13 protein-coding genes are annotated in these 16,924 nt (G+C 73.4%); 7 read left to right on the forward strand and 6 right to left on the reverse strand.

Annotated features, from left to right (window positions below):
- Nucleotides 1-44: 44 nt before the first annotated feature.
- Nucleotides 45-1,991 carry a protein kinase domain-containing protein gene (locus ABT129_RS32940; protein WP_351908972.1) on the reverse strand — a complete coding sequence of 649 codons (1,947 nt, stop codon included), beginning with the start codon at nt 1,989-1,991 and terminating at the stop codon, nt 45-47.
- A 272-nt stretch (nt 1,992-2,263) separates the two neighbouring features.
- Here ABT129_RS32940 and ABT129_RS32945 point away from each other — a divergent pair, with 272 nt between their 5' ends.
- The 3 genes from ABT129_RS32945 to ABT129_RS32955 all read left to right on the forward strand — a co-directional run bounded on the left by ABT129_RS32945 (nt 2,264) and on the right by ABT129_RS32955 (nt 7,339).
- A complete protein-coding gene (locus ABT129_RS32945) occupies nt 2,264-4,363 on the forward strand; it encodes a phosphocholine-specific phospholipase C (protein WP_351908974.1) in 2,100 nt (699 codons plus the stop codon).
- A gap of 191 nt (nt 4,364-4,554) precedes the next feature.
- Nucleotides 4,555-6,795, forward strand: coding sequence for an MMPL family transporter (locus ABT129_RS32950; protein ID WP_351908976.1), 2,241 nt, complete (start codon nt 4,555-4,557; stop codon nt 6,793-6,795).
- Entirely contained in the window at nt 6,773-7,339 is a 567-nt protein-coding gene (locus ABT129_RS32955) for a GNAT family N-acetyltransferase (RefSeq protein ID WP_351908978.1), read from the forward strand. Before ABT129_RS32950 ends, ABT129_RS32955 begins: the two co-directional genes overlap by 23 nt.
- Nucleotides 7,340-7,346: 7 nt before the next feature.
- On the opposite strand, the gene ABT129_RS32960 is transcribed toward ABT129_RS32955, so the two are convergent.
- Both ABT129_RS32960 and ABT129_RS32965 read right to left on the reverse strand, forming a co-directional pair.
- Nucleotides 7,347-7,877, reverse strand: coding sequence for a MarR family winged helix-turn-helix transcriptional regulator (locus ABT129_RS32960; RefSeq protein ID WP_351908980.1), 531 nt, complete (start codon nt 7,875-7,877; stop codon nt 7,347-7,349).
- A gap of 97 nt (nt 7,878-7,974) precedes the next feature.
- Nucleotides 7,975-8,532, reverse strand: coding sequence for an NADPH-dependent FMN reductase (locus ABT129_RS32965; RefSeq protein WP_351908982.1), 558 nt, complete (start codon nt 8,530-8,532; stop codon nt 7,975-7,977).
- Between the two features lie 130 nt (nt 8,533-8,662).
- Between ABT129_RS32965 and ABT129_RS32970 the strand changes: the two genes are divergently transcribed.
- The 3 genes from ABT129_RS32970 to ABT129_RS32980 all read left to right on the forward strand — a co-directional run bounded on the left by ABT129_RS32970 (nt 8,663) and on the right by ABT129_RS32980 (nt 12,672).
- Entirely contained in the window at nt 8,663-9,262 is a 600-nt protein-coding gene (locus ABT129_RS32970) for a hypothetical protein (RefSeq protein WP_502981979.1), read from the forward strand.
- A gap of 149 nt (nt 9,263-9,411) precedes the next feature.
- On the forward strand, nt 9,412-9,609 hold the full coding sequence (locus ABT129_RS32975; protein WP_351908986.1) for a hypothetical protein: 198 nt from the start codon (nt 9,412-9,414) through the stop codon (nt 9,607-9,609).
- A gap of 6 nt (nt 9,610-9,615) precedes the next feature.
- Nucleotides 9,616-12,672 (forward strand): helix-turn-helix transcriptional regulator, encoded by a 3,057-nt coding sequence (locus ABT129_RS32980; RefSeq protein WP_351908988.1) that lies wholly within the window; start codon nt 9,616-9,618, stop codon nt 12,670-12,672.
- 86 nt (nt 12,673-12,758) lie between these two features.
- Here ABT129_RS32980 and ABT129_RS32985 read toward each other — a convergent pair whose 3' ends face one another.
- The 3 genes from ABT129_RS32985 to ABT129_RS32995 form a co-directional block, all read right to left on the reverse strand.
- On the reverse strand, nt 12,759-13,043 hold the full coding sequence (locus ABT129_RS32985; protein ID WP_351908990.1) for a DUF6191 domain-containing protein: 285 nt from the start codon (nt 13,041-13,043) through the stop codon (nt 12,759-12,761).
- 14 nt (nt 13,044-13,057) lie between these two features.
- Entirely contained in the window at nt 13,058-14,218 is a 1,161-nt protein-coding gene (locus ABT129_RS32990; RefSeq protein ID WP_351908992.1) for a PQQ-dependent sugar dehydrogenase, read from the reverse strand.
- Between the two features lie 102 nt (nt 14,219-14,320).
- The gene (locus tag ABT129_RS32995) at nt 14,321-15,331 is read right to left on the reverse strand and encodes an aldo/keto reductase (protein ID WP_351908994.1); all 1,011 of its coding nucleotides are present in this window, start codon (nt 15,329-15,331) and stop codon (nt 14,321-14,323) included.
- Between the two features lie 75 nt (nt 15,332-15,406).
- On the opposite strand from ABT129_RS32995, the gene ABT129_RS33000 reads away from it, so the two are divergent.
- The gene (locus ABT129_RS33000) at nt 15,407-16,372 is read left to right on the forward strand and encodes a 2-hydroxyacid dehydrogenase (protein WP_351908996.1); all 966 of its coding nucleotides are present in this window, start codon (nt 15,407-15,409) and stop codon (nt 16,370-16,372) included.
- Nucleotides 16,373-16,924: the final 552 nt, after the last annotated feature.

Raw genomic sequence — 16,924 nt, forward strand, 5'->3', positions numbered from 1 at the left:
CCCGCACCGGAGTTCCGGTGCGGGGCCGCCGCCGTGTGCCGGGGCTACCGCTTGAGGAGCGGGGCGGCGATGACCGCGTTGCCGGTGTCGGTGCAGGTCGACTCGACCTTGAGGCGCAGCCGCAGGGCTCCCTTGACGGTCAGGCTCTTCGTGATCGGCTTGCCCAGGTCCACCGTCTCGTTGAAGAGGGCGGGCTGGTCGTCCACGGAGATGATGACCCGGGCGGACTCGATCTTCGATCCGTCGTCGATCCCGGCGGTGAACTCGAAGGTCGTCCACTCGCGGTTGAGGTCGTACTCCACGTAGGCGCCGTTGTAGCAGTCGCCGATCAGGGCCGCCCCGTACTCCTTGGTGTCGATCTTGGCGGCGCCGACCACGAAGTCGTCGGGGTCGCTCACGGAGGCGAGCGTGGTCAGGTCGGCCGTGGGGGAGTCCCGCACGGAGCCGGGGTCGTCCGTCGGGCTCGCCGACTCCGAGGGGTCCGCGGCCTCCTCGGTGGGCGCCTCGGTCGTCGGATCCTCCGTCGGCGGGTCCGTCGGGGCGTCGGTCGTGGGTTCCGTCGCGGCGGGCGCGGAGGAGGAGGCCGTGGTGGCCGGACCACCGGCGGCGGTGTTCTTGCCGTCCTTGTCCTCCTTGTCGCCGAGGAGCTGGACACCGGCCACCGCGAGGGCGGCGACCACCAGGACCCCGGCCACGGCCCCGATGAGCGGGCCCTTGCGGCGTCGTCGCGGTTCCGGCGCCGTGGGAGGCGCGGTCCGCGCCTCCGGGGACGCGGGGGGCGTCGGCGGGCCGAAGCCGGCGGCGCCGAAGCCGGGCGTGGCGACGGTGGGCGGCTCGGCGGCGGGCCGGGGTGCGGCCTGCTGCGCCGCGAGGAGCGGCTGCGGGTCCACGACGGGCGCCGGTCCCACGACGGGCGCCGGTCCCGCGGCGGGCGGCGGTGGTGTGGTCGGCGGTGGTGTCACGACCGGCCGGGGCCCCACGACCGGCGTCGCCGCGGGGACCGGCGGGGTCGCGGGCTGCGGCGGTGCAGCAGGCCGCCCGGGCGGGGCCGGGGGAGCGCCCGGGATCGCGTCCGCGACCGTCGCCGGGCGGGAGGTGGTCGTGGAGACCACCCCGTGCCGTACGTCCTTCACCCAGGCCGACAGGGAGAGCGGCCGCCGGGCCGCGTCGGCGGCGGCGATGCTGAGGACCCGCTCCCGCTGTTCCTGCGGCAGGCCCGCGATCTGCGGCAGCGCTCCGAGCGCGGCGACGAGCTGTTCGGGGGCGGTCGGCGGGGACTGGCCGCTGAGCAGGAAGTACGCGATGGCGCCGAAGGCGTAGCGGTCGGTGCCCGGGGTGCGCTTGCCCTCGAAGATCTCCGGGGCGGCGTAGCCGGGGGTGAACCAGACCTCGGCGGTCTGGTGGTCGGCGGTCAGCTTGCTCAGGCCGAAGTCGACGAGGGTCGCCTGGCCGTGCTCGTCGACCATGACGTTGCCCGGGGAGAGGTCGCCGTGGACGACCGTGCGTCCGGACGGGGTGGCCTTGCCGGAGTGCAGCCAGTCGAGGACGTCGGCGAGCTGTTCCAGGGTCCGCATCACCTCGCGGCGCTCGCCGGGGCTGGTGAGGGTGCGCTCGGCCCGCCAGTCGCGCAGGTCGAGGCCGTCGACGTGGTTCATGACGAGGACCAGGGCGCGGCCGGTGATCGTGCCGGACTCGCCGGGCCGGTGGATCGGCGGCCCCTGGAAGTGCTCCCGTACGCCGACGACCCCGGGCCGGTGGACGAAGCGCAGGAGCTCGGCCTGCTCGTTCCACTTCTGGCTGATCCGCTCGAAGACCTCGGGCGTGATCGTCGTCTTCGAGTCGAGGACCTTCACGACGACCGGTTCGGTGCCGCCGGCCAGTTCGATCTCCGCCAGGTACAGGACGGCCTCGCCGCCCCGCCCGATGGACCGCAGGAGCCGGTACCTGTCGGGAGTGGAGTCGGGGCCGATGTGGTGTGCCGTGTTGCTCAATGTTCCCCCAGGGCACAGTGATTGACAGACGGTCAGCTTGCCGTTCCGGTGGCTCCGTGGTCAACGCGGAAGGCGCCGGAGGGTGGGGGTGCCACGGCGGCGGGGGGCCCGGACGGCGGCCGGAAACCGCTTGGACTCCTGTCACGTCCTCTTGGACGTTCACCGTGGCGCCCCCGTCGGGTCTTCTCGCCGTCACCCCGTCTCACTACCGTCCCCGGCGTACCAACCAATGGCTCGAAGGCGAACCATTGGCCGTCGACTGGAGGTCGGTCTTGTCATCCGAGATGTCCCGCAGAAGGCTCCTCGCACTGGGTGGAGGCGCCCTCGGTGTCGCCGCCGCCGGCTCGTTGCTGCCGCCGTCGTTGCAGGCCGCGATGGCCGCAGAGCCCCCGGCCGGGGGGATGTCGGCGGTCCGGCACGTGGTGATCCTGATGCAGGAGAATCGTTCCTTCGACCACTACTTCGGCACCCTCCGAGGCGTCCGCGGATTCGGCGACCGCAATGCCATTGAACTTCCCTCCGGCAAGCCGGTGTTCGAACAGCCGGCCGCCCTCGGCCGGACCGTGCTGCCCTTCCCGATCCGCGGCGCCGCCGAGACCCAGAAGAAGGACCTCCAGTACATCGGGGACCTCGACCACTCCTGGGGCGGCGGCGGCAAGGCCTGGCACGAGGGCTGGATGGACGGCTGGGTCTCCGCCAAGACCGCCGCCACCATGGCGTACTACGACCGCCGGGACATCCCTCTGCACTACGAGCTCGCCGACACCTTCACCGTCTGCGACGCCTACCACTCGTCCGTCCACACCTCGACGAGCCCCAACCGCAACCACCTCTGGTCCGGCTGGACCGGCTTCGAGGCCGACGGCAGCCGGGCGGTCACCAACGCCGCCTACGCCGAGGGCACCCACCCCGGCTACGGCTGGTCCACCTACGCCGAGCGGCTCGAAGCCGCCGGGCGCAGCTGGAAGACGTACACCGAGTGGGAGAACTTCACCGACAACAACATCGAGTTCTTCACCAGCTTCAAGAAGATCGCCCGCAAGGCGCTCGCCCATACCGGTGGGCACACCTTCATGGAGTCCTTCTACGCCGCCGTCCGAGACGCCGACGCCGACGGGGACACGGCCGGGCGCACCCGGCTCCTCGATCTCCTGGAGCAGGGCGTCGCCGAACTCACCGAGGCCGAGCGCTCCCTCTTCGAGCGCGGGCTGCGCCGTGTCGAGAGCGGCACCCTCGCCGACGCCTTCCGCGCCGACGTCGCCGCCGGCACCCTGCCCGAGGTCTCGTACCTCGTGCCCTCCGCGATCGACTCCGAGCACCCCGGCTCCTCGTCGCCGATCGCCTCCGCGACCCTCGTCTACAAGGTGCTCGACGCCCTCGGCGCGCACCCGGACGTCTGGCGCCACACCGTCGTCCTGATCAACTACGACGAGAACGACGGCTTCTTCGACCACGTGCCGCCGCCGGTCCCACCCGCGGACAACACGGACGAGCGCTGGAAGGGCCAGCCCACCGGGCTCGGCATCCGGGTCCCGCTGCTCGTCGTCTCCCCCTGGTCGGTCGGCGGGTACGTCTGCTCCGAGACCTTCGACCACACCTCGGTGATCCGCTTCCTGGAGCGGCTCACGGGTATCCGGGAGCCCAACATCACCCCTTGGCGCCGGGCCGTCACCGGCGATCTCACCTCCGCCTTCGACTTCCAGCGGGGCCGCAGGCAGCCCGACGTCGAGCAGCCGGGCCCGATCCCGCCCTTCTCCGGCCGCTGGCGGCCGCAGCCCCCGGCCGTGCAGCGGATGCCGGTCCAGGAGCCCGGGGTCCGCCGCGCCCGCCCGCTGCCGTACCAGCCGGACGCCGACGCGACCGTCCGCGCCGGCTCCGTCCGGGTCGGGCTGAGCAACCGGGGGAAGGCGAGCGCGCACTTCGCCCTCTACCCGTACGCGGGCGAGTTCGCCGTCCCGCAGCACCAGGACGTCAGGGGGGCGGGGGAGTGGACCGTCCCCGTCCCGGGTGACCGCTACCGCTTCACGATCACCGGCCCCAACGGATTCCGCCGCGAGTTCGAGGGGCCCGCGACGGGCGGTGCCGAGCTGGCCTCGCGGATCGACCACCACGACCGTGACCTGCACCTCACCGTACGGAACACCGGCCGGAGCCCGGTCTCCTTCACGGTGCGTCCGCTCGGGTACGTGGAGGAGGACGACCTCGCCGACTGGACCCGCACCGTCACCGTGAAGCCCGGGAGGACCCGTACCGTCGTCCACTCGGCCGCCGACGCGCACGGCTGGTACGACGTCGAGGTGACCGCACCCGGCGGCTTCCGCCGCCGGCTGATGGGCCACATCGAGAACGGCCGTGCCAGCGTCTCCGGCTGAGCACCCACGGTGAGCCGTTCCGCCCGGGCGTTCAGGACCTCGGTCCCGAACCCCCGGGCACGCCTGTGAGCATCGACACGAAACGGACAAACGATCACGTTTGGCTGTCACAGTGGGCGCACGTAGCTCATGCGTTCTTCTCGGGTCGTTCTCCCGCGAAAGATCCACGAACCACCCAGGGAGCACGTCCTTTGGCAGCCATCGCCCGGTGGTGCATCAGGCACCGCCTCGTCGCCGTCCTCCTGTGGCTCCTCGCCCTCGGCGGGGTCGGCACCGCGGCGGTCGTCGCCGGCAGCGCGTACTCCAACGACTACGAGGTGCCCGGCACCGAGTCCGGCCGTGCCACCGCCCTCCTCGAACGCGGCTTCCACGACCTCGGCGGCGACAGCGACACCATCGTCTGGCACACCGACCGGGGCAGCGTCCGCGCCGACGCGGTCGAACGGCGCATGACGGCGATGCTCGACGAGGTCGCCGACCTGCCCGGCGTCGCGGCCGTCACTTCCCCCTACGGCGACACCCGGGGACAGGTCAGCGAGGACGGACACACCGCCTACGCCACCGTCACCTTCCACGAGCAGGCCGACGACATCCCCGAGGCGCAGGCCCGCGCCCTCGTCGACACGGCGAAGGCCGCCGCCGACGACTCCCTCGCCGTCGAACTCGGCGGCAGCGCCGTCGCCCTCACCGAGGCCCCCGGCGGGCACATCGCCGAGGTCGTCGGCGTCGCCGTCGCGGCCGTCGTCCTCTTCCTCGCCTTCGGCTCCCTCGCCGCCTCCGCGCTCCCCATCGCGACCGCGCTCGTCAGCGTCGGCATCGCCTACTCCGGGATCGTGCTCCTCGGTCACCTGATGACCGTCGCCGACTTCGCCCCCATGCTGGGCATGCTCGTCGGCCTGGGCGTCGGCATCGACTACGCCCTCTTCATCGTCACCCGACACCGCAGAGGCCTCAAACGCGGTCTGTCCGTCGCCGAGGCCGCCGAGACGGCCGTCGCCACCACCGGCCGGGCCGTCGTCTTCGCCGGGGCCACCGTCTGCATCGCCCTGCTCGGCATGCTGATCCTGCGGCTCAGCTTCCTCAACGGCGTCGCCATCGCCGCCTCCCTCACCGTGGTCCTCACGGTGGCCGCCTCCGTCACCCTCCTTCCGGCGCTCCTCTCCCTCATCGGCATGCGGGCGCTGTCCCGGCGCGAACGCCGGACCCTCGCCGAGCACGGACCGCAGCCCGAGCTGCCCACCGGGTTCGCCGCCCGCTGGTCCGCCTTCGTCGAACGGCACCCCAAGCTCCTCGGGGTGGTCGCCGCCGTCGTCATGGGCGTCCTCGCCCTGCCCACGTTCTCGCTCCACCTCGGCACCTCCGACCAGGGCAACGGCCCGGCCACCGCGACCACCCGCAAGGCCTACGACCTGATCGCCGACGGCTTCGGACCCGGCGTCAACGGCCCCCTCACCCTCGTCGCCGACCTCGACGGCGCCGACGACCGGCTCGCCCTCGACCAGCTGCCGGACGCCCTCTCCGCCACCCGCGGAATCGCGTCCGTCTCCCCGGTCACCTACAACAGCTCCGGCGACACCGCGTTCCTCACCGTCGTCCCCGACTCCTCGCCCCAGTCCAAGGCCACCAGCGAACTCGTCGACCGGCTCCGCACGGACGTCCTCCCCGGGGCGGAGGCCGGCACCTCCCTCGACGTCCACGTCGGCGGCGTCACCGCCTCGTACGACGACTTCGCCGAGATCATCGTCGGCAAGCTGCCGCTCTTCGTCGGCGTCGTCATCGCCCTCGGCTGTCTGCTGCTCCTGCTCGCCTTCCGCTCGATCGGCATCCCGCTCAAGGCCGCCGCCATGAACGTCGCCGCCGTCGCCGGAGCCTTCGGCGTCGTCGTGGCGATCTTCCAGTGGGGCTGGGGGAGCGAACTCCTCGGCCTCGGCAGCGCCGGGCCGATCGAACCCTTCCTCCCCGTGATCATGGTCTCCGTCCTCTTCGGACTCTCCATGGACTACCAGGTCTTCCTGGTCAGCCGGATGTACGAGGAGTGGCTGGAGACCGGTGACAACCGGCGGGCGGTCCGGGTCGGCCTCGCGGAGACCAGCCGCGTGATCAACTCCGCGGCCGTGATCATGATCGCGGTCTTCCTCGCCTTCGTGCTCTCCGGCGACCGGGTCATCGCGATGTTCGGCATCGCGCTCGCGGCGGCCGTCGCCCTGGACGCCTTCGTCCTGCGGACGCTCCTCGTCCCCGCCCTGATGCACATGCTCGGCGGGGCGAACTGGTGGCTGCCGAAGTGGCTCGACCGCCTGCTGCCCCGGATCAGCATCGAACCCCCCGAGTGCCGGGAGGCCGCCGACACGCGTGCGAAGATCCCAGCACAACGCGTGACGGCCCCGGCCGTGGAGGAGAGGATCGACGATGTTCGCGATATCGCTGGGTGACGACGGCGCCGAGCTGCGGCCCCTGGAGCCCTGGCAGGCCGAGGAGTTCCTGGCGCACATGGACCGGGGCCGCGAGTTCATCGGGCAGCACATCGCCCTCCCGGACTTCGTCGCCGACCTCGACTCCTCCCGCTCCTTCCTCCGCTCGTACGCCGAGAAGGCCGCGAACGACGCCGGACGCATCTACGGCATCTGGACCGGGGGCACGCTCGTCGGCGGCGTCCTCTTCCGGACCATGGACGTGACGTACGGGACCGCCGAGGCGGGCTGCTGGCTGGAGCCCGCCGCCGTCGGGAAGGGCCTGATCACCCGGGCCTGCCGGGTCATCATCGACTGGGCGATCGAGGAGCGCGGCATCCACCGCGTCGAGTGGCACGCCTCGTCGAAGAACGGGGCGAGCACCGCCGTGGCCGGCCGCCTCGGCATGACGCGCGAGGGCGTGCTGCGGGAGAACTACCCGCACCGCGGCACCCGCACCGACACCGAGGTCTGGGCCGTGCTGGCGCCCGAGTGGCGCGCGGCGAAGGCGGCCCGGACCGCCTAGGAGCCCGTCAGCACCCCGTCCCGCCCTCCACGGCGCATCCGCCCTCCTGGGGCGTCCCGTCCTGGCCGGCCGCGCCGAGGTCGGCGCGGATCCGGGCCGCGATCGCCGCGGAGATCCCGGTGAGCGCGTCGAGCTGCTCGGGGGTCAGCGGATCGGTCAGCCAGCGGCGCACGTGCTCCGCGCGCAGCGGGAAGGCGCGGGTGACGGCGGCCCGGCCCTCCGGGGTGAGGACGACGACGGCGCCCCGGGAGGAGTCGGGACATCGCTCCCGGGTGATCAGGCCGCGGCCCGCCATCCTCGTCAGGTGGTGGTGCAGCCGGCTCTTCTCGAACTGCGTCACCCCGCCGAGCTCGTAGGGCCGCAGCCGCTCCTCCGGAGCCCGGACGAGCGCGCCGAGGATGGCGAAGTCCGGCTCGGAGAGTCCGGTGTCCTGCTGGAGCCGGCGGGCCATCTGCGGCCAGAACAGCACCTGCATCTCGAAGAAGGCGTTCCAGGCCTCCTCCTCGCGCCCGTCGAGCCACTCCGCGGTGCCGCTCATGCCCACGCTCCTGCCGTGCTGGGGGGTTGATCCGTCAACCCCCCAGCACAACACCCCCGTTCCCGCAGGTCAATCCGGGCACCCGCGCCGGGCCGCGTCAGACGCGCAGGGGCGCCAGCGCCGCCGCCCAGGCCTCGACCTGGTCGAGCACTCCGGAGAGCTCCTCCGCGCGGCTCTCGCCGGGGGCGAAGGCCGGGTACGCCGGGAAGTCCAGCGGAATGGGCAGCGCCAGGTGGGCCTGGACGGTCGCGATCCGCAGCTCGGCCGCGATCTGCCGCAGGTGCTCCACCGCCCGGACGCCTCCGGTGCCGCCGAAGCTGACGAAGCCCGCCGCCTTGTCGTTCCACTCGCCGTAGACGAAGTCGAGCGCGTTCTTGAGCGCCGCCGGGACGCTGTGGTTGTACTCGGGGGTGACGAAGACGTAGCCGTCGAACTCGGCGACCTTCTCGGCCCACCGGCGGGTGTGGGCGTGCTCGTAGCTCCCGTACTGCGGCGGCAGGGCCTCGTCGTAGGCGGGCAGGTCGTACTCCGCGAGGTCGACCAGTTCGTACTCGGCGGCGGTGCGGGTGGCGGCGGTCCTGTGCACCCACTCGGCCACGTCACGCGTCACGCGGCCCGGTCGAACACTTCCCACGACGATCCCGATCCTGGGCATGGCTTCCCCTCGTCCCTCACTGAGTTGACGTGTCACCTCAAGGGTGGGGCTGAGTGAGGTGATACGTCAACCCGCTTGGTTCCGCGGCTCGTTAAGACAGCTCTCATAAGGGCCCCCTACCGTGCGCCGCATGGACATCAAGACGACCGAGAAGACCGACGGGGCCGAGACGGCGGAGAACGCCGAGAAGGTGGAGCGGACCGAGAGCGCCGAGAAGGTCGGGAAGAGCGAGCGGGCCGACGCCCGCACCGAGGGCGCGGACCCGCTGGACGCGCGGGAGGGCGAGCCCACCGAGGACCTCGTCGAGGACGACGAGGACGACGAGGAGCTGTCCCCGGAGTCGGCCCCCGCCTCCGCCGGCCTCGGCGGCGCCGCCGCGGCCGTGGTCTCCGCCGCCCTCGGTGCCGTGGCGCTCACCGGCACCTGGACCGGCAAGATCGTCGCCGAGCGCGAGACCCTCATCGGGCAGATCAAGACCTCCGGAGCCGGCACCCCGACCCAGCAGATCTCCGAGATCTACGGCGACGCCTGGCACAGCACCGCCCTGGTGAACGGCGTCTTCGCGTTCGTCGCCCTGTTCGTCGCCGTCCTCGTGCTCGTCCTTCCCGGGCGTCCCACCTGGGTCCGCGCGGTCGCCGTCGCCGGTGTCGCGCTGGGCGCCCTCGGGCTGCTCCTGTCGGTCGTCACCTACTTCGACCTGTTCCTGAGCCTCCCGACCGCCGGATCCTGACGACCCCTAAGGCCCCCCTGAGGCCCGCCTAAGGACCCCCGTACCCCGAACATGCGGCACTCGCCCGATGTGGCCGCACCCCCTGGGAAACGACAGTGGAGGCATCGCGGAAAGCGATGCCGAAACCGAGAGAACCAGGGAGCACCCCGATGTTCGCGTACGAACTCCACCGCATGAACCACGCCCAGCTCGTCCGTGAGGCCGCCGCCCAGCGACTGTCCCGCGAGGCCGCCAGGGCGGCCGGCCCCGCCCGGGGGCTGCGCCGCCTCGGCCGCCGGAGCGGCGGCCAGGACGCCGAGGGGCGGGTGAGTGGCGACGGCCGCGGCCGCTTCGTCCGGGCCGCGTGACCCCGTATGGGCGATGACGCGGACGCCTGTGCGATGCTCGGCGCCGTGGAGACCAGGTCAGTCAGCCCCGTGTTCGTCGGCCGCGCCGGCGAACTCACCGCCCTCGCCGAGGCGCTCTCCCGCGCGACCGCGGGAGAGCCCCAGGCCCTGCTCGTCGGCGGTGAGGCGGGGGTCGGCAAGACCCGGCTCATCGAGGAGTTCCTCGACACGGCCTGCGGACAGGGCGCCGTCGTCGCGCTCGGCGGCTGCGTCGAACTCGGCGCCGACGGACTCCCCTTCGCCCCCTTCGCCACCGCACTGCGCTCCCTGCGCCGCCGCCTCCCCGACGAACTCACGGCCGCCGTCGACGGCCAGGAGAGCGAACTCGCCCGGCTGCTGCCCGAACTGGGCGACCCCGGCGGCCACGACTCCTCCGACGAGGACTCCACCGCCCGCCTCTTCGAACTGACCGTACGGCTCCTGGAACGACTCGCCGCCGACCGCACGATCGTGCTCGTCCTGGAGGACCTGCACTGGGCCGACGCCTCCACCCGCCACCTCCTCACCTACCTCCTCCGCACCCTGCGCCGCGGCCGGATCGTGGTCGTCGCCAGCTACCGCGCCGACGACATCCACCGCCGCCACCCGCTGCGCCCCCTCCTCGCCGAACTCGACCGGCTCCGGACCATCCGCCGCATCGAACTCGCCCGCTTCACCCGCACCGAGGTGCACCGCCAGCTCACCGGCATCCTCGCCGCCGAACCCGCCCCCGGCCTCGTCGAGGAAGTCTTCGAACGCTCCGACGGCAACGCCTTCTTCGTCGAGGAACTCGTCGTCTCCCACGAGGCCGGCTGCGCCCTCGGCCAGCTCAGCGACTCCCTGCGCGACCTCCTGCTCGTCCGGGTCGAGACGCTCCCCGAGGACGCCCAGCGGGTCGCCAGGATCGTCGCCGAGGGCGGCTCCACCGTCGAGTACGGACTCCTCGCCGCCGTCGCCCGCCTCACCGAGGACGAACTCATCGAGGCGCTCCGGGCCGCCGTCGGCGCCAACCTCCTGCTCGCCGTCCCCGACGGCGACGGCTACCGCTTCCGCCACTCCCTGGTCCGCGAGGCCGTCAGCGACGACCTGCTGCCCGGCGAACGCTCCCGCCTCAACCGGCGCTACGCCGAAGCCCTGGAGGCCGACCCGACGCTCGTCCGGGCCGACGAACGCGCCAACCGGCTCGCCACCTACTGGTACCAGGCACGCGACCCGGCCAAGGCCCTGCCCGCCGTCCTCCGCGCCTCCGTCGCGACCCGCAAGCGCCACGCCTACGCCGAGCAGCTCCGCCTCCTCGAACGGGCCATGGAGCTCTGGGACGAGGCCCCCGCCGAGATTCGCGGCTCGCTCCGGCCCATCGACTACGCCGAGGCCTACCCGCCCTGCGGCTGCGACCCCGAGAGCACCGCGCTCGGCTACCTCGACCTGCTCGCCGAGGCCGCCGTCGCCGCCCGTCTCAGCGGCGACCGCGAACGCGCCCTCAAGATAGGCAGGACGGCGCTCCGCCTCCTCGACGGCGCGGACGCCGACGACCCCCTCCGCGCCGCCTGGTTCTGGACCGAGCGGGCCCGCCTCCAGTCCAACCTCGGCCGGGGCGACGGCTGGGAGGAGATCGCCCGCGCCCAGGAACTCGTCAAGGGCCTCCCGCCCTCCGCCGTCCACGCCGTGGTCCTCGTCGGCGCCGCGGGCTGGGGCATGCTCCGCAACCCCGGACCCGACGCCCTCACCGCCGCCGAACGCGCCGTCGAGTACGCCCGGCACGTCAAGGCCGAGTCGATCGAACTCAACGCCCGCCTCACCCTCGGCACCCTCATGGTCGCGGCGGGGGACGTCGAGGCCGGCCTCGCCGAGATGCACGAGGTACGGGAACGGACCCACGCGATCGGCCAGTTCACCGAGACCGCCCGCGCCCACATCAACATCTCCTCCTCCCTGGAGTCCCTCGGCCGCTCCCGCGAGGCCGTGGAACTCGCCGATACCGGCGTCCGCCTCGCCCGCGGCTACGGACTCGTCGACAGCATCGGCTGGGTCGAGGCCAACCGGGCCGAGTCCCTCTTCTCCCTCGGCCGGTGGGACGAGGCCCAGGAGACCGCCGAACGGCTCCTCCTCCGCCCCGGGACCAGCACCAAGCCCCGCGGCTCGGCCTCCCTCCGCCTCGCCCAGCTCGCCACCGCCCGGGGCGAACTCGACGCGGCCTCCCGCCACCTCGCCGACGCCCGCGCCGTCTACGGCACCCGCGACCCGATCCCGCAGTACACCCTGCCCATGGCCCAGATCGAGATCGCCGTGGCCGCCGCCGAGGGACGCGTCGCCGACGTCCGGGCCCACCTCGCCGCCGCCGAACAGGCAGGCTTCCCGCCCGGCACCCACCGCTACGGCTGGCCGCTCGTCCTCACCGCCGCCACCGCCGAGGCCGACAGCCGGGGACTGCCCGCCGCCGACGAGGGCCGCGCGGAGGCACTCGCCGTGATCGGCCGCTGCGTCCGCGCCCTCGCCGCCCCGGCTCCCGTCTGGGCCGCCCACGCCCAGCAGGTCTCCGAGGAGCGCGCCCGCGCCGAGGGCCGCGAGTCCGCCGTCCGCTGGGCCGAGGTCACCGCCGCCTACGAACCGCTGGAACGCCCCCTCCTGCTCGCCCGGGCCCGCCACCGCCTCGCCGACGCCCTGCTCGTCGAGGGCGGCCGCCGTGAGGAGGCCACCGCGCTGCTCCGCGAGGCCCGTGCGACCGCCGTCCGCCTCGGCGCCCGGCCGCTCCGCGAGGACGTGGAACTCCTGGCCGCCCGCGCCCGTCTCTCCCTGACCCCGGAGCAGCGGGCCCCGGCGGCGGAGCCCGGGGACGACTCCTTCGGCCTGACCCCCCGCGAGCAGGACGTCCTGCGGCTGGTCGCGGCCGGCCGCACCAACCGTCAGATCGCCGAGGAGCTGTTCATCTCACCCAAGACGGCCAGCGTCCACGTCTCCAACATCCTCGCCAAGCTCGGCGTCGCCGGGCGCGGCGAGGCCGCCGCCCTGGCCCACCGCCTCCACCTCCTCGACACCGCCCTCTGACCCCCGGGGGGCACCCGCCTCACGTCCGCCGGTGACGCGAGCCCCTGGCCGGCGGTGACACGAGCCCCCGTGACACGAGCCTCCGGTCAGTCGGTGACGCGAGCCCCCGCCCCGCCGGTGACGCGAGCCTCCGCCCCGCCCGGTTCCCCGGCGTCGTCGGCCGCCTCGCTCCCCGACGCCCCGTTCCCCGGCGCCTCGCTCTCCGCCGCCCGGCGGGGGGCCCGTATCGTCACGTGGCCCGAAGTGAGGTCTATCGGCCCTCGTGACGGATCGGCGTCGCCCGGATCCTCCCTGGTCAGGGCCTGCCTGCGCAGCTCCTCCTCGGTGTGCCTGCGGCCGGGCGCGAACAGCTCCGCGATCGGGTCGAACACGGTCACCAGCTCCTTCAGCTCACCTCCAGCCGGAGGATCCGGTCGTCCCCGGCGCCGGGGGTGCCCCGGGTGTCGGTTTCGCTCGTCACCAGCCAGAGTCGCCCGCCGTCCCCCGCGAGGACCGTGCGCAGACGTCCGTACTCCTCCGTCAGGAACGCCTCGGGGTCCCCCGAGCGTTCCGCGCCGGAGAGCGGGACCCGCCACAGCCGCTCGCCTCTGAGCCCCGCCATCCAGATCGCGCCCCGTGCGTAGGCGATCCCGCTGGGTGAGGCCTCCGAGGTCGGCCACTGGGCCACCGGGTCCACGAACCCGGCCTGCCCGGTCCGTCCCTCGGCCTCCGGCCAGCCGTAGTTCTTCCCGGCCTCGACCAGATTCAGCTCGTCCCAGGTGTTCTGCCCGAACTCGGCCGCCCACAGGCGGCCCTCCGCGTCCCAGGCGATCCCCTGCACGTTCCGGTGGCCGTACGTGTAGACGACCGAACCGGCGAAGGGATTGCCCGGTGCCGGCCTGCCCTCCGGGGTCATCCGCAGGATCTTCCCGCCGAGCGACTCCCGGTCCTGGGCGAGCCCGGTCCGGCCCGTCTCACCCGTCCCCGCGTAGAGCATGCCGTCCGGTCCGAACGCGATCCGTCCGCCGTTGTGGGTGAAGCCCTTCGGGATGCCCGTCAGGACCGGCTGCGGCACGCCGAGCCGGTCCCCGTCCCCGCCCCCGTACCGCATGCGCACGATGCGGTTGTCCGACTCCGCCGTCAGATACGCGTAGACCCAGCCGTCCCGGACCGCGAGGCCCATGAGCCCGCCCTCGCCGCCCGGAACCACCCCCGGCACTTCGCCGAGGGAGGTCTTCGCGCCGGTCCGCCCGTCGACCCGGGTGATCGTCCGCTCGTCCCGCGAGGAGACCAGCAGATCCCCGCCGGACAGCTCCGCGAGCCCCCAGGGCGACTTCAGCCCTTCGGTGAGCGTGCCCGCCACCGTCGCCCGGCCACCGGCGGCCGGAGCCCCGGACACGGAACCGGACGGCCTCGCGGACGCGGACACCGAGGCCGACGCGGACCCCGAGGCCGACGTCGGCGGAGCCGCACCCGGCCGATCCTCGGTACTTCCCGAGGAGCATCCCGCCACCAGGACCAGCACGGCGGCGCCCCACAGGGCCTTCACAACAACAGGACGGCTCATGGCGCGGTCCCCTTCGACCAGTCGAACGGCATCCCTACACCCTTGATACACCGCTCGTCGCGATCAGGTTCCCGCCCACCGCCGAAGATCCCCGCGAACCCCTCAGTCCCATGACCCCCGGGGCGCCGGAAGCGCCGCGATCTCCGCCAGATCGGCCGCCGTCAGCCGCAGCCCGGCCGCCCGCGCGTTCTCCACGGCCCACCGCTCCCGCTTCGCCCCCGGCACCGGCACGACGTGCGGCCCCCGGCCGAGCACCCACGCGAGCGCCACCTGCGCCGGGGTGACCTCCGCGCCGTGACGCGCGGCCACCCGCCGCAGGCCCGCCACGATGGGCTGGTTCGCCGCCATCATCTCCGCCGTGAAGCGGGGGTGCCGGGCCCGCGGATCGTCCCGTTCGAATCCGCCGCCCGGGGTGAGCGTCCCGGTCAGGTAGCCGTTCCCCAGCGGCATCGCCGCCAGGAAGCCGACGCCTCGCGCCGCACACCACGGAAGCAGCCGCACCAGCGCCTCCTGCGACCAGACCGACAGTTCGGCCTCCACGGCCGCCACCGGGAACACCTGCTGGACCCGCTCCAGTTGGCGGATCGTTCCCTCGTACCCGTCGCGGCTGACGCCCGTCGCGCCCCTGCGGGCCGACCGGGTGCCGACCGCGCACAGCCCGAGCGCCCGCACCTTGCCCGCCGAGACCAGGTCCGCCATGGCGCCCCAGGTCTCCTCGACCGGCACCTCCGGGTCCGCGCGGTGCAACTGGTACAGGTCGATCACATCGGTCTGGAGCCGTCGCAGGGAGGCGTCGCAGGCCCGGCGCACGTACCCCGGCCTGCCGTTGGCGACCACGTGCTGGTCGCCGACGAGCAGCCCGCACTTCGTCGAGACGAAGGCCTCCGCCCGCCGCTCCCTCAACACCCGCCCCACCAGAAGCTCGTTGGTGAACGGTCCGTACATGTCGGCGGTGTCGAGCAGACTCACCCCGGCGTCCAGCGCCGCGTGCACGGTCCGCAGCGAGCGGTCCCCCCGTTGTTCCGAACGGCTGTACGCCCAGTTCATCGGCATGCACCCCAGGCCGATCGCACCCACGTCGAGCGCCGTCGCCCCGATACTCCTGCGCTCCACCTGCCGGTACCCCTCCCTGTGCCGTCCCCCAAAGTAACCAATGGCGCACGGGGTTCTTCGCATAGCCTCCCGGTCATGAGATACGAAGACGCGACCGCTGACGTGTGGCTTCCGATTCCCGCGGAGGAGATCGAAGGACTCCCCGAACCGGGCGGATCGGGCCTGAACTACCGTTTCTGGGACGGCGGACCGGAGTTCCCGGCCGACCCGGCACGCTGCGCCTTCTACGTCGTTCCGTACATGAAGGGCTCGGAGATCGCCGTCCGGCCGCTGGCCGCGATGACCTCGCTGCGGGCCGTGCAGACGCTCTCCGCGGGGATCGACCACGTCACCCCCGGCATCGACTCACTGGCCCCCGGCGTCGCCCTCTGCAACGCGAAGGGCGTCCACGAGGCCAGCACCGCCGAGCTGACGCTCGCGCTGATCCTGGCCTCGCTGCGCGGCATCCCCGGCTTCGTGCGCGGCCAGGACGCCGAGGAGTGGCGGGCCGGCTTCTACCCGGCCCTCGCCGACAAGTCCGTCCTGATCGTCGGGTACGGGTCGATCGGCGCCGCCATCGAGGACCGGCTCGCGCCCTTCGAGTGCGCGCGGGTGGCGCGCGTCGCACGCTCCGCGCGCACCACAGCGCGCGGCCCGGTGCACCCCCTGACGGAGCTGCCCGCGCTGCTTCCGGATGCGGACGTGGTCGTGCTCTCCACGCCGCTCACCCCCGCCACCAGGCATCTCGCCGACGCCGGGTTCCTGGGCCGGATGAAGGACGGGGCCCTCCTCGTCAACGTCGCCCGCGGACCGGTCGTGGACACGACCGCGCTGCTCAAGGAGGTCGAGAGCGGCAGGATCACGGCGGCGCTCGACGTCACCGACCCGGAACCGCTGCCGGCCGGGCATCCGTTGTGGCACGCTCCCGGTGTCCTGATCAGTCCCCATGTGGGAGGTTCCACTTCTGCCTTCATGCCGCGGGCGAAGCGGCTGATCGCCGGACAGTTGCGGCGGTTCGCGGCGGGCGAGGAGCTCGCCAACGTCCTCCTCACCACCGGCTGAGCGGGTCGTGCTGGGCCGGTCGGGTGGTACGCGCCCCCGACACGCCCCCGCGTACAAGCCCTTGGCCGTCACGGAGAGTACTGCGACCCTGTCCCTGAGTGACCGTCCTGGTGTATCGTCCCGGATCGGGGGACTGCGTCGAGTACGGGCTGACGCTGGGGAGCGAAGTGACGGGTCATCAGATTCCGAGGGGGGCGACGGGTGAAGCACGGCCGGAGGAGCGACGATCCGACGCGGCGACGCCGCCGCCGGCAAGCCTTCCGCGCCTCGCCACCGGCCTCGCACGTTCCGTGCCGGACCAGGCGGCGGCCCACCGGTCGCCCCGCACCACCGAGCCACCGGACACGGGACCGAACACCGCGTCCGACACCGGACCGGACGGCTCCGCGACAGGGCCGGACGGCTCCGCCACGGGGCCGGACGGCACCGGACCGGACGGCTCCGCGACAGGGCCGGGCGGTTCCGGCACCGGGCCGGGCGGTTCCGGCACCGGGCCGGACGCCGGGCCACGCTCAGGACCGGACGCCCGGCCGGACGCCCGGCCGGACGGCG

The sequence above is a fragment of the Streptomyces sp. NPDC002057 genome (genome assembly GCF_040296665.1).
In the GTDB taxonomy this organism is placed as follows: Bacteria; Actinomycetota; Actinomycetes; order Streptomycetales; family Streptomycetaceae; genus Streptomyces.